This is a genomic window from Alteromonas sp. CNT1-28, assembly GCF_022348345.1.
In the GTDB taxonomy this organism is placed as follows: domain Bacteria; phylum Pseudomonadota; class Gammaproteobacteria; order Enterobacterales; family Alteromonadaceae; genus Alteromonas; species Alteromonas macleodii.
On record NZ_JAKREZ010000002.1, the window covers coordinates 197,080 to 210,854 of the forward strand.

Genomic DNA, 13,775 nt, shown 5'->3' on the forward strand with positions numbered 1-13,775 from the left:
GCAAATTCTCCACACGCTGTCCGTAAGTTAGGTTGTTTAGATGCATGAGCTACATGACTAAAAGTCAGCATGATGACAAGGCTGACCCAACAAAACGTTGCAACACGGTTTTGTAGTACTACCATGAATAATCCTTTTAAAACGAAGAGTAGGCCCTAGGAATAGTGACGTAATTATAAACTGTTCGTATGTCCCTCGGATACAAAATCTTAATCGCTCTATACAAGTCACTGTAGACAGTAATCACGCATGATTACAGCTCAGATTTGGATAACTTTTGCGTAAAACACAAAGCTGGCACGTTAGTTGAAAACTCACTAGAAGATTCACATAAAGCGTCAATTTTCTGATAGAGAGACACCAAGCCATGCAGTTATCCGGTTATCTTCAGCGATTCGATAAAAATCAGCTGCAAAATTTTACCAGTGGTTTAGGCGCACCCATCGTCCTTTTGGCAATTATGGGCATGGTTATATTGCCTATGCCGCCATTCTTACTGGACGTGCTGTTTAGCTTTAATATTGCGTTGTCGCTAGTCATTATCTTGGTGGCTGTACTTACCCAGCGTCCAGTAGATTTCGGCATTTTCCCCTTGGTGTTACTTATCGCTACCGTATTGAGACTAGCGCTTAACGTGGCTTCTACTCGCGTTGTCTTACTTTATGGACATGAAGGCGGCGATGCAGCAGGTAAAGTTATCGAAGCCTTCGGTGAGGTCGTGATTGGTGGTAACTACGCCGTAGGTATTGTTGTTTTCGCCATTCTTCTTATTATCAACTTCAAAGTTGTAACCGCAGGCGCAGGACGTATTTCAGAAGTAAGCGCTCGCTTTACGTTAGATGCTATGCCCGGTAAGCAAATGGCCATAGATGCTGATTTAAATGCAGGGTATATAGATCAAGACCAAGCACGTAAACGCCGTGAAGAGATTACCGCAGAAGCGGATTTTTACGGGTCGATGGACGGTGCGTCAAAATTTGTAAAGGGTGATGCGGTCGCAGGCCTTTTCATCATGCTGATTAATATTGTCGGTGGTCTTTTTATTGGCATGATTCAGCACGGGCTTTCATTCGGTAACGCTATAGAAATCTACACCATATTGACCATCGGTGATGGTTTGGTGGCGCAAATTCCTTCATTGTTACTTTCGGTCGCTACAGCCATTATCGTTACTCGTGAAAACGAGACCCAGGAAATGGGCAAAGAAATCCGCGGTCAGCTTGGTAATAATCAAGCCCTTTATATAGCCTCGGGGGTTCTATTTGTGATGGGTATCATTCCTGGGATGCCTCATATCGCATTCTTAGGGTTCTCATTCTTGATTGCAGGCTTTGCTTACTGGCAGTCGGTTCAAGAAAAGAGAAAGGCCGCAGAGCCCAAAGTGCCAGACAATGTGGTAAAAGATGAATCGGTTGCGCCTGAAGTGAAAGAGCTTGGCTGGGATGATGTTCAGCAGGTAGATACCATCGGATTGGAAGTGGGCTATCGCTTAATTCCTCTTGTCGATAAATCCCAAGGTGGCGAGTTGTTGACGCGCATTAAAGGCGTACGTAAGAAACTATCGCAAGAACTGGGTTTCCTTATTCCGCCTGTCCACATTCGCGATAACTTGGATTTAGAGCCCAACACTTACACCATCGCTATGCTAGGCGTAACGATAGGCGATTCCATCATCAGTCACGATGAAGAACTTGCTATTAATCCAGGGCAAGTGTTCGGTAAATTAGAAGGGCGTGCCACTAAAGACCCCGCGTTCGGCTTGGACGCAGTATGGATTAAGCCCAATAAACGGGAGCATGCACAAACCCTTGGGTACACAGTAGTAGACGCTGCGACCGTTGTAGCGACCCATTTAAGCCAATTACTCTCTAACAATGCATATCAATTATTAGGGCACGAGGAAGCGCAACAACTTCTTGATATGCTTGCCAAGCAGCATCCGAAACTGGTTGAAGGATTAGTACCAGACATTCTTCCGCTAAGCACCGTCGTGAAAGTACTGCAAACCTTATTGTTTGAAGGCGTGCCTATTCGCGATATGCGTACAATCGTTCAAACACTCAGTGAGTACGGCACGCGCAGCCAAGACCCCGATGTTTTAGTGTCTGCAGTGCGTATTGCCCTTAAACGTTTAATTGTCCAAGAAATTACGCAAGGTGCAAAAGAGATACCTGTCATAACCTTGGCGCCAGAGTTGGAACAGATGTTGCACCAGTCACTTCAAGCAGGTGGCGAAGATGGCGCTGGCATAGAACCAGGTCTGGCAGACAAGCTGCAAAAATCATTGCAGCAAGCAAGTCAGCAGCAAGAGTTAGAAGGAGAGCCTGCAGTACTCCTTACCTCAGGCATGCTACGACCCGTTCTGTCTCGCTTCTTAAAATATTCGGTTGTTGGGCTTCATGTTCTGTCTTACCAAGAAGTGCCTGACGACAAACAAATAAAAATAGTCAGTTCGGTCGGTCAATAATCTGACACTGGGTGATTGGAGAGGTTGCAATGAAAATTAGACGTTTCTTCGGCAAAGATATGCGTGAGGCGTTAAGCCAAGTTAAAGCTGAATTGGGCAGTGACGCTGTGATCATGTCAAATCGCAAAGTCGCTGACGGTATTGAGCTTGTCGCAGCCTACGACAAAGAACCCGAAGCGAAGTTGTTTACGACGAAAGCGTCTCCACAAGCCGCTGCAAAAACACCCGGTCAAAAGGCAGTGCCTAGCTTGAGCGAAATCATTGGTGACGACGGTCCTGATAGCCTTAAAGCACTGCTAGAAAAGCAGCACGGTGGAAATAATGGCGTGGCGAGTCCCGCGCAACCTAACCAACCAATGACAGCGAATGCTAAGCACGCCAATGAAATTGCTTCGCACTTAGACTTCTCAGAAGCCTTTATTGACGACGTAGAAGCTCAGCAGTCTTCTCATGAACCAGTTCGTCAGAACGCTTTCCCAGAGCATCAAGCGTCAAGTATGGATGATACCTCTGTGACGCAGTCAGCGGAGCTTGCGCAAATCAAGGAAGAGCTAGCGTCTCTTCGCGATGTATTGCAATATCAAGTGGCCGACTTGATGGAAGCTAAGAACAAACGTCAAAAACCTGTTCATCAATATCTAATCACCCGTTTAACCGATATGGGGTTAAGCAACGCGTTAGCGAAGCAGCTTATTAGCTATACGCCGTCACATTACAACGAACGAGATGCATGGGTATATCTTCTTAACCTATTGGCTAATCGCATAAATGTGACAGGAAACGATATACTTAGCGCACAAGGTGCTGTTGCATTAGTAGGACCAACAGGTACCGGTAAAACAACTACCGTTGCGAAACTTGCTGCCCGCTATGCGCAGAAATACGGTGCAGAGTCGGTTGCGATGATTACCATCGATACGTATAGAATTGCCGCCTATGAGCAGCTAGCGACATACGGAAAGATTATTGGCTGCACGGTGAGAAAAGCGCAGACTAGTGAAGAACTTGCGGATTTATTATTCCAACTTCGTCATAAGCGACTAGTATTGATTGATACGGCTGGATTTAGTCAAAGAGATAGTCGATTAATTAAACAAATTAAGCAGTTTGATAACGGACAAATGCCAAATGTTAAAAAATATTTGGTAGCGCAAGCAAATACGCAATATCCTGCTTTGCAGAGAATCATTCAAGCGTATGATGATATTGAACTAAGTGGCTGTATTTTCACAAAGTTAGATGAGTGCTACTCTTTAGGAGAGGTGCTTAGTGCAGCGGTTGAATACCAATTACCGGTTAGTTATGTCACCGATGGTCAAAAAGTACCTGAAGACATTAAGATTGCAGAAGCGAAATCTTTGGTTTCCGCTGCTGCAAAGCTTTATAAAAAGTACGGTTTGAATCATACTAGTGGTAACAACGCAATTAAAACAGCATAAGCAGTATGATTGACGACCAAGCGAGTAGCTTAAGAAAAATGAAGCAATCACGGTTAATCAAAGTAATCGCCGTCACCGGTGGCAAAGGTGGCGTAGGTAAAACAAACATTACATTGAACACCGCTATCGCCATGGCGAAGCAAGGTAAACGTGTAATGGTTCTCGATGCGGACCTCGGTCTTGCTAACGTAGACGTTATGTTAGGTTTGCGTGTTGAGAAAAACTTATCCCACGTGCTTTCCGGCGAATGTACACTTGATGAAGTATTAGTGACCGGTCCGCACGGAATAAAGATTGCCCCTGCCACATCAGGCACGCAGTCGATGGCAGAATTGTCGCCAACGCAACACGCTGGCCTAATTCGTGCCTTTAGTGAGCTGCGCTCGCAAATTGACGTGCTTATCGTTGATACAGCGGCAGGTATTTCAGACATGGTGTTGAGCTTTTCAAAAGCCTCACAAGACATCATGGTCGTTGTGTGTGACGAGCCTACTTCATTGACAGATGCGTATGCATTGATAAAAATTCTGAATAGAGAGCACGGTGTTTTCCGCTTCAAAGTTGTGGCTAATATGGTGCGCGACGTGCGAGAAGGCCAAGAGCTATTTAGTAAATTAAGCAAAGTGACAGGGCGTTTTTTAGATGTTGCACTAGAATTAGTGGCGACAGTACCGTTTGACGAGAACATTCGTAAAGCAGTGCGTAAACAAACAGCCATTGTCGATGCTTACCCAGGTTCACCGGCAGCCGTTGCAATAACACAGTTGGCGAGTAAAGCCTTAACATGGCCTATTCCAGCGCAGCCAGGTGGCCATTTAGAGTTCTTTATTGAACAGTTAGTTGCAGAAAAAGCCGTAGGAAGTCAGCGTTGAACAGCAAGGCAGCCGCTTATCAACAACAAACCGATAAAGCGCAGTTAGTCGAAAGACATGCGCCATTGGTTAAGCGTATAGCGCATCACTTGATAGCGCGATTGCCGGCTAGTGTTCTCGTAGACGATTTAATTCAATCAGGCATGATTGGATTATTAGAAGCCGCACGAAACTTTGATGGTTCAAAAGGAGCCAGCTTTGAAACGTTTGCCGGTATTCGCATTCGCGGTGCTATGCTAGATGAAATTCGCAAAGGGGATTGGACACCGCGTTCAGTCCACCGAAATGGCCGAGCGATCACTGAAGCAATTTCGCAAGTAGAAAGCGAAACAGGCCGCGATGCTAGAGATTCTGATATTGCTGATAGGCTTAATGTAAGCTTGCAGGACTATCACCAAATGCTTAATGAAGTAAATGCCGGAAAGCTGGTAGGTATTGAAGATTTAGGTGTGTCAGAAGATGTTATTTCGACAGAGCAAAATCGAGGTAGCGACGCACCACTGGAAGATTTAATGCAAGGCGCTTTCCAAAAAGCGCTTGCCCATGCAATTACGACATTACCTGAAAGAGAAGCGATTGTACTTTCGCTGTATTATGATGAAGAGCTGAACCTAAGAGAAATTGGTGAGGTTCTTGATGTAAGTGAATCGAGAGTCAGTCAAATTCACAGTCAGGCCATGTTAAAACTCAAATCACGAATGAAGTCGTGGCAAGCTGACGAAGAATAGAAATTAATAACAATTAACCCCTCACTGGAGGCTATTTTGGACAAAAGCATGAAAATTCTCGTGGTCGATGATTTTTCTACCATGAGACGTATCATCAAAAACCTACTTAAAGATTTGGGTTTTTCCAACATCCAGGAAGCGGATGACGGAAGTACTGCATTGCCTATGTTGCAGCAAGGTGATTTCGATTTCGTAGTTACCGATTGGAACATGCCTGGTATGCAGGGTATTGACTTGCTTCGCGCGATTAGAGCCGATGACAAGCTCAAGCACCTACCAGTACTTATGGTTACTGCTGAAGCGAAGAAAGAGCAAATTGTTGCCGCCGCGCAAGCAGGTGTTAATGGCTACGTTGTTAAGCCGTTCACTGCAGCAACACTTAAAGAAAAATTAGATAAAATATTCGAACGTTTAGGTTGATCCAGACGCTCACCAGAGAAATGAGGTTTACTGGATGTCAACGAATGTAAACGTTCCAATTTCGTTGGAAGAAGCAAAACAGCTTGTCACCTACCTTGAAGAGGGTGACAACGCTTCAGCCAATGCCCTATTAGAAGCGGCCTCAATGAAAGAAAACGTTGAGTTATTTGCCGAAGTAGGGAAACTGACGCGTCAGCTCCATGACGCGCTGAATAATTTCCAAATAGACGACCGCATTAAAAATCTCGCGACCGATGATATTCCCGATGCACAATCCCGCCTAACCTACGTAATTGAAGAAACTGAAAAAGCTGCTAATACTACTATGGATGCCGTTGAAGCGAGCATGCCTATAGCTGAAATGCTGTCGGCGCGCATCGAAAAGGTTATGCCTGAGTGGAAAAAGCTGATGAATCGCCAAATAGAGTTGGGTGAATTCAAGGCTTTATGCGCAGACTTAGACGAATTGTTGGAAGAAGGTTCGGCACAGTCAGCTAAACTTACACAGTTACTTACAGAAGTATTGATGGCTCAAGGTTATCAAGACTTAACTGGTCAGGTTATTCGCCGCGTTATCGACTTGGTTAAAGAAGTGGAAGACAGCTTAGTTAACATGCTTACCATGTTTGGTGAACGCGACGGTGCAGAACAAACTAAACCATCCAGCGTTAAGGCCGATAAGGTTGATGGTGTAGAGGCAGAAGGCCCTATCATTGATGCCGATAAGCGCGACGACGTCGTGTCAGGCCAAGATGATGTAGATGATCTTCTGTCTAGCTTAGGTTTTTAGGGGAGCGGGCGCATGTCGTTTGATGTTGACGAGGATATATTACAGGACTTTCTAGTTGAGGCTGGAGAGATACTTGAACAATTACAAGAACAGCTCGTTGATCTTGAGAACAATCCTGAAGATGCGGATTTGCTGAATGCAATTTTCCGTGGTTATCACACAGTTAAAGGGGGAGCAGGGTTCCTGTCTCTTACCGAGTTAGTAGAAATTTGTCACGGTGCGGAAAACGTCTTTGACGTAATGCGTAACGGTCAACGAACACTAACCCCTGAATTGATGGATATTATTCTGCAAGCCACAGATGTGGTGGTTGAAATGTTTGAACGAGTGAAAGCTCGGGATCCATTAGAGCCAGCAGATGCACACCTAGTAGACTTGTTACACAAACTAAGTCGCCCGGAATCTCCAGATGAGAATATTTTTGGTGAACAAAGCGCGCCGGCGTCAGAACCTGAGCCCGCGATTGAAGAGCCAGAATTAGTTGTTGAAGAGCCTACTGCACAGGCACCAAGTTCTGGTGATAGCGGCGGTATTGACGAAATCACTGAAGATGAGTTTGAAGCGCTGCTTGATGAGCTTCATGGCTCTGGGGCACCAGGACAGTCCTCAGCGGCTAAAAGCGAACCTGCAAAGGCTGCTGCACCTGCTGCCGCTAGTGATAACGACGATATCACCGACGAAGAATTTGAAGCGCTGCTCGATGATTTACATGGCAAAGGCAAGTTTGGTGGTGAAGAAGCTACGCCAAAGGCAAATACACCAGCTCCAGCACCAGTTACGCCGAGTGCAGCTGGTGATGAAGAAATCACCGATGACGAATTTGAAGCACTGCTTGACCAACTACATGGCTCAGGGCAAGGGCCTACCAAGCAGGGAGCCGTTTCAAAGGCGCCAGAGCCTCCTGTAGATAAGGCAGCAACAGAAGCGGTTCAAAAAGCGAAACAAGCTGCGCCAAAAGCGACGCCTGCTCCTAGCGCCGCAGCGCCAGCTAAAGCAAGCGCACCTGCTGCACCAAAAGCAGCGCCTAAAAAAGATGAGAAGAAGGCGGCACCAACTGCGCCTCCTGCTGAGACTACAGTACGTGTAGATACCAAGCGCCTTGACCAAATTATGAACATGGTGGGTGAACTCGTACTAGTGAGAAACAGGCTAATAAGCTTGGGTATCAACAGTAACGACGAAAGCATGTCCAAAGCCATTGCCAACTTAGATGTGGTAACGGGCGACTTGCAAGGTGCGGTAATGAAAACCCGCATGCAACCTATCAAGAAGGTGTTTGGTCGTTTCCCTCGCGTTGTTCGAGACCTCGCTAGAAGCTTGAAAAAAGAAATCACCCTTGAGCTTGTGGGTGAGGAAACTGATTTAGATAAAAACCTGGTTGAAGCACTGGCCGATCCACTTGTGCATTTGGTGAGAAACTCCGTCGACCATGGTATTGAAATGCCTGATGATCGTGCTGCAGCGGGTAAACCGCGTATGGGTACGGTTCAGCTATCGGCATCTCAAGAAGGCGATCATATTCTTCTAACCATCGAAGATGATGGTAAAGGCATGGATCCTGAAAAGCTTAAAGAAATTGCTATTAGTCGCGGTGTACTAGACGCAGACGCAGCTGCACGTATGTCGGATGTTGAAGCGTTTAACTTGATATTCGCGCCAGGGTTCTCAACCAAAACAGAAATTAGTGATATTTCTGGTCGCGGTGTGGGCATGGACGTGGTTAAGACCAAAATTAACCAACTTAACGGCACCGTGAACATTGATTCACAGCTAGGAAAAGGCACGCGACTGGATATCAAAGTTCCGCTAACGCTAGCCATTCTTCCTACGCTAATGATTGTTGTAGGAAAACAAACCTTTGCGTTACCATTAGGTGCGGTGAACGAAATAATAAATATGGACATCAAAAAGACCAACACGGTCGATGGCCAACTAACAATGATAGTTCGCTCAAAAGCAATTCCGTTGTTCTTCCTTGGTGAATGGTTGATTCGAGGTCCCAAAAACATCGATAGAGAAAAGGGACACGTTGTTGTAGTGCAAATTGGTACACAACAAGTAGGATTCGTAGTAGACGCGCTAATAGGCCAAGAAGAAGTGGTTATTAAACCTCTTGATGCATTATTGCAAGGCACGCCTGGTATGGCGGGAGCCACGATTACATCAGACGGTGGAATTGCACTAATTTTAGATATTCCGAGCCTGCTTAAACGGTATGCGCGTAAACCCATCAAGTAAGGCGATGAATTAACAGGAATAATAATCCATGGTCTTTAAAGTCCTTGTCGTGGACGACTCGACTTTTTATCGTCGTCGAGTAAAAGAAATACTCGATGGCGATAGGGAACTTGAAGTTGTTGGGGAAGCGAGAAATGGGCGCGATGCACTTGAAAAAGCAGAAGCGCTTAAGCCGGATGTGATAACGATGGATGTTGAAATGCCTGTCATGGACGGCATTTCAGCTGTAAAGGCCATAATGGACAAACGGCCTACACCTATTCTTATGTTTTCTTCGCTTACGCATCATGGTGCGCAAGCGACATTAGATGCGTTAGAAGCGGGCGCGCTCGATTTCTTACCGAAGAAATTTGAAGATATCGCGCAGGACAGAAAAGATGCATCGCGCTTGTTGTGTACAAAAGTACGCTTAATAGCGCGTCGTGGTATTGGTCTTAAGCGTCCGTCGTTTCGCTCTACAGAGGCAAGAAAGCTTCCTGATAATGCGCCAAAGCAGGCGTTCTTTAAAACATCAGGGTTGCTATCAGGGCATAAAGACGCAGCCAAACAACCAACCGTTTCGTCTGTAAGAGCGACGGGAAAGCACTACAAGTGTTTGGCAATTGGGGCTTCTACAGGCGGGCCTGTGGCGCTTCAAAAAGTGCTGTCTCCTTTACCTGCAGAGTTTCCATACCCCATTTTGCTTGTACAACACATGCCTGGAACATTTACTACGGCATTTGCACAGCGTTTAGACACAAACTGTAAAATTAGAGTAAAAGAAGCCGAGCACGGCGACATTCTAAAACCAGGTCATGCGTATCTTGCTCCCGGTGGGAAGCAAATGTTGCTAGAAACCATAGGTGCGAATAAACGCATTGCCATTGCTGATGCAAGTGCGAGTGATAAGGTGAATTATAAGCCCAGTGTTGATCTCACTTTCAGTTCTCTGGCTAAAGCTTATGGTGCGGACGTATTAGGAATTATATTAACGGGTATGGGGGCTGACGGCAGAGAAGGATGCCGAATGCTCAAGGAAAAAGGCGCAACGATTTGGGCTCAAGACCAAGATTCCTGTGTTGTGTATGGTATGCCTCAAGCTGTAGCCGTTGCCAATATATCCAGTAAAAATATAAACATTGATGATATGAGCAGTTGCGTTCAAACCGAAATGCGATAGCAGTTTGAACAGTAATGGAACAGCAAATATGAAAGTGTGGACAGTAGCGAATCAGAAAGGTGGTGTAGGAAAGACTACCACTACGGTGAGCCTTGGCGGCTTGCTTGCACAGCAAGGCAAGCGAGTGCTCATGATTGATACTGATCCACATGCATCGCTGAGTTATTACTTCGGTATCGATGCAGAAGCGTCAAGTCATTCAGTTTACGATATTTTTATTAAGTCTAATGACATTACGGCCGATAATGTTATGGATTGTCTGTGCCCGACAAAGTTAGACAACTTATATGTGCTTCCTGCAACAATGGCGCTCGCGACCTTAGATAGAACGATGGGTAGCGAACAAGGTATGGGCTTAGTCCTAAAAAAAGCGTTGGCAAAAATCGCAGGGGAATTCGATGTTGCTATCATCGATTGCCCTCCAGTGCTTGGGGTGCTGATGGTTAACGCTCTTGCAGCGTGTGACAAGGTTATCGTGCCTACCCAAACGGAATATCTGGCGCTTAAAGGGCTAGACAGAATGATTCGTACCATGGAAATTATGGGACGTTCGTTGGACAAATCCTTTGATACTGTGATTATTCCAACTATGTTTGATAAGCGCACTAACGCGGCGCTTGCATCGCGAAAGCGCTTAATGAATGACTATGGTGAGCGCGTGTGGGAAGGGGTTATTCCCGTCGACACGCACTTCAGGGATGCAAGTTTAGTACAGCTTCCCATTTCCGCAGCGTACCCCAAAACACGTGGTGTGTCTGCGTACGAGAAACTATTAGCGGTATTGGAGAAATAACGAGAACATGAGCAAGCAATCGCCTTTTGCCCGTGAAGAAGTGATGGAGGCATATCTTGATAGCCTCCTCAAAGAGCCAGAAGCACCGGAAGATGTGACTGCGCGCACGGCAAAATTGCTCGAGCAGGCTTCTCAGCAGATGGCTGAAACGGCGCTTGCTTCTACCGCCAATGAAAGTGAGCCGCAATCGAATGAACAAGAAGCGATAGCGGAAAAGGTTACATCGTTAATTGAAACGCAAAAAGCAGAGACAATTGAAGATGAACAGCAACAGTCTCACGCAGAAACTTTAGTAGAAAATGAACAAGAAACTGCGTTAAACCGCGCTGAAAAAACAAAAGTTCCACTAAAGGATACTCTCGGTTTTCGCTTTCAGGCGCTATTCTTTGAGGTTGCAGGGTTAACACTTGCGGTGCCTTTGACGTCGCTAGGTGGGATCCACCAAATTGAGAAGATTGGCCCTTTATTTGGAAAACCTGATTGGTTTATGGGTGTAATGTTGCACAGAGAGTCTAAACTAAGTGTTGTTGACTCTGCAAAATGGGTAATGCCAGAAAAATATGACGAAAACCTCGCACAATCGCTTAACTACCGATATCTTATAATGTTAGGGGAAAGTGCGTGGGGTCTGGCTAGTGAAAAGCTAGTCAATACGGTCAATTTGACTACCGATGATGTTAAATGGCGCGAGTCCACAGGTAAGCGTCCCTGGTTAGCAGGGATGGTTAAAGAAAAAATGTGCGCGTTAATTGACGTTGAAGAATTAATATCTATGCTTAACAAAGGCTTAGGCAGTAACGACCAGACGCCATAGTATTGGGAGCCAGGTTCATGAGCGACGAAAGAATAAATAATAACGCCACCGACAGCAACGACGAAGTCCTTCAATGGGTAACGTATCGCTTAGGTGAAGAAACTTACGGTATCAACGTGATGCAAGTTCAAGAGGTCTTGCGTTATACCGAAATAGCCCCTGTACCCGGTGCACCTGACTATGTACTTGGTATTATCAATCTGCGTGGTAACGTAGTAACGGTTATCGATACACGTGCTCGTTTCGGATTACCGCCAACAGAAATTACTGACAATACCCGTATCGTTATTATTGAGTCTGACGAGCAGGTGGTTGGTATTCTGGTGGATAGTGTCGCTGAGGTGGTTTACTTGAAATCTTCAGAGATTGACAGTGCCCCTAACGTAGGTACTGAAGAGAGTGCTAAGTTTATCCAAGGTGTAAGTAACCGCGACGGCGAACTGCTTATTCTTGTAGATCTTAATAAATTGTTAAGCGACGAAGAGTGGGATGAGCTTAGCAACATCTAAATAAATGAATAGGCGGTATTGTTTATAATACTGCCTACATTTCCCCAAGGGTTATGTCCATGGATTGGCAGCTTGCTGCACCTACCTTATTAGAACTCATACTGTGTATTCTTGTAGTTATACTCATTGCCGCGATGGGTGTGCTGTATTCACACATTAAGCAGTTGCGTTCTGCATTAAGCGAAAGCGAACATGCTAACGCAGAGGCTATTGCCCGCACTGAAGCCCTTGCTAAAAATGCAAATAATCAACAAACTGAGGCGCAAGCACGCACCTTGGTGATCACTCGACACCTTCAAGAGTTAGACGAAAAGCAAACTGATATTGAAAACCAGCTTCGAGAACTCAAGCTTCAAGATCCTTCCCTACGCCTATATCAGCGTGCGGCGGACTTAGTCAAGCAAGGCGCTAGCATTGATGAAATTATTGAAGCCTGCGACATTCCTCGTGCCGAAGCTGAGATGTTGGTAATGGTGCATAAACAAAATAATTAGTATTTTTGAGCACCAGAGAAAAAAACGTTTAGACGTCTAGACGTAAAGATGTTGACATATCGCCAGTTATAGACACAATACAGATATTGTAATTTATCACTGGAGCCCTCTATGCCAATTCGTATTCCTGAGCAGTTACCCGCGCAGAATGTACTACTAGGTGAAAACATTTTTACCATGGACATGGACAGGGCTGCCAATCAGGATATTCGTCCTCTTGAAGTCGGTATTCTTAATTTAATGCCGAACAAGATAGAAACAGAGGTACAGTTACTTCGTCTATTATCGAACACGCCACTGCAAATAAACGTGGATTTAATTCGAATTGATAATCAAGCGCCGAAGAATACCCCCCAATCGCACATGGATGCTTTCTATCACGACTTTTCAGCGGTAGCGAATAAGAAATACGATGGCCTTATTGTCACCGGTGCGCCTCTCGCGCTTATCGATTATGAGGAAGTAAAGTACTGGGAAACCATGACCACCATATTGGAGTGGGCGCAGCGTCACGTGAACTCAACCCTTTACTTATGTTGGGCTGCTCACGCCGCCATGTATCACTTTTACGGCATTACACGAGAGCTTAGAGACGAAAAGTTTTCAGGTGTCTTTAAACATAAAGTGAATGACCCGAACAATGAGCTATTAAGAGGCTTTGATCCTTCATTTTACGCACCACATTCCCGTTATGGGCATATTAACACCTCGTTGTATAACAGCGTCGATGGACTTAGTGTTGTTGCAGAGTCTGACGATGTAGGCGCTTATATTGTGGCGTCAGAAGATAAGCGCATGGTATTTGTAACGGGTCACCCGGAATACGATCCAGATACACTTAAAGACGAGTATTTTCGAGATATTGCCGCGGGACAAACGCCAGTAATTCCAAAAAACTATTTTGAAGGGGATGATCCAGCCAAGTCTCCTATTGTACAGTGGCGCTCACACGGCAGCCTATTGTTTACAAACTGGCTGAATTATTATGTCTATCAGACCACGCCTTACGATTTAAGTCAGCTTGCTGAAAAGTCACAGCCAAAGAGGTAGCA

13 protein-coding genes are annotated in these 13,775 nt (G+C 45.4%); all 13 read left to right on the forward strand.

All coding sequences use genetic code 11. From position 1 onward, the window contains the following. Positions 1 to 367 precede the first annotated feature (367 nt). The 13 genes from flhA (at position 368) to metA (ending at position 13,773) form a co-directional block, all read left to right on the forward strand. The gene (flhA, locus tag MHN02_RS02585; RefSeq protein ID WP_039224872.1) at positions 368 to 2,467 is read left to right on the forward strand and encodes a flagellar biosynthesis protein FlhA; all 2,100 of its coding nucleotides are present in this window, start codon (positions 368 to 370) and stop codon (positions 2,465 to 2,467) included. Between the two features lie 29 nt (positions 2,468 to 2,496). After that, positions 2,497 to 3,906 carry a flagellar biosynthesis protein FlhF gene (gene flhF / locus MHN02_RS02590; RefSeq protein ID WP_239244404.1) on the forward strand — a complete coding sequence of 470 codons (1,410 nt, stop codon included), beginning with the start codon at positions 2,497 to 2,499 and terminating at the stop codon, positions 3,904 to 3,906. 5 nt (positions 3,907 to 3,911) lie between these two features. Beyond that, on the forward strand, positions 3,912 to 4,778 hold the full coding sequence (locus tag MHN02_RS02595) for a MinD/ParA family protein (protein WP_014948648.1): 867 nt from the start codon (positions 3,912 to 3,914) through the stop codon (positions 4,776 to 4,778). Then, positions 4,775 to 5,506 carry an RNA polymerase sigma factor FliA gene (locus MHN02_RS02600; RefSeq protein WP_239244406.1) on the forward strand — a complete coding sequence of 244 codons (732 nt, stop codon included), beginning with the start codon at positions 4,775 to 4,777 and terminating at the stop codon, positions 5,504 to 5,506. Before MHN02_RS02595 ends, MHN02_RS02600 begins: the two co-directional genes overlap by 4 nt. Positions 5,507 to 5,542: 36 nt before the next feature. Continuing rightward, positions 5,543 to 5,926: a chemotaxis response regulator CheY gene (cheY, locus tag MHN02_RS02605; protein WP_012517682.1), complete on the forward strand. Its 384-nt coding sequence runs from the start codon at positions 5,543 to 5,545 to the stop codon at positions 5,924 to 5,926. 34 nt (positions 5,927 to 5,960) lie between these two features. After that, positions 5,961 to 6,716: a protein phosphatase CheZ gene (locus tag MHN02_RS02610; protein WP_014948650.1), complete on the forward strand. Its 756-nt coding sequence runs from the start codon at positions 5,961 to 5,963 to the stop codon at positions 6,714 to 6,716. Between the two features lie 12 nt (positions 6,717 to 6,728). Then, positions 6,729 to 8,954, forward strand: a complete 2,226-nt coding sequence (locus MHN02_RS02615; protein WP_239244408.1) for a chemotaxis protein CheA — start codon at positions 6,729 to 6,731, stop codon at positions 8,952 to 8,954. 28 nt (positions 8,955 to 8,982) lie between these two features. Next, complete coding sequence (locus tag MHN02_RS02620) at positions 8,983 to 10,113, forward strand: chemotaxis response regulator protein-glutamate methylesterase (protein WP_239244410.1); 1,131 nt, start codon at positions 8,983 to 8,985, stop codon at positions 10,111 to 10,113. 28 nt (positions 10,114 to 10,141) lie between these two features. Further along, positions 10,142 to 10,906, forward strand: coding sequence for a ParA family protein (locus MHN02_RS02625; RefSeq protein WP_014948652.1), 765 nt, complete (start codon positions 10,142 to 10,144; stop codon positions 10,904 to 10,906). A gap of 7 nt (positions 10,907 to 10,913) precedes the next feature. After that, positions 10,914 to 11,720 carry a chemotaxis protein CheW gene (locus MHN02_RS02630; RefSeq protein ID WP_239244412.1) on the forward strand — a complete coding sequence of 269 codons (807 nt, stop codon included), beginning with the start codon at positions 10,914 to 10,916 and terminating at the stop codon, positions 11,718 to 11,720. Positions 11,721 to 11,737: 17 nt separating this feature from the next. After that, entirely contained in the window at positions 11,738 to 12,229 is a 492-nt protein-coding gene (locus MHN02_RS02635) for a chemotaxis protein CheW (protein ID WP_014948654.1), read from the forward strand. A gap of 59 nt (positions 12,230 to 12,288) precedes the next feature. Beyond that, positions 12,289 to 12,723, forward strand: coding sequence for a DUF2802 domain-containing protein (locus tag MHN02_RS02640; protein ID WP_014948655.1), 435 nt, complete (start codon positions 12,289 to 12,291; stop codon positions 12,721 to 12,723). A 111-nt stretch (positions 12,724 to 12,834) separates the two neighbouring features. Next, positions 12,835 to 13,773, forward strand: coding sequence for a homoserine O-succinyltransferase (gene metA / locus MHN02_RS02645; RefSeq protein ID WP_039224879.1), 939 nt, complete (start codon positions 12,835 to 12,837; stop codon positions 13,771 to 13,773). The last annotated feature ends 2 nt before the right edge of the window (positions 13,774 to 13,775 follow it).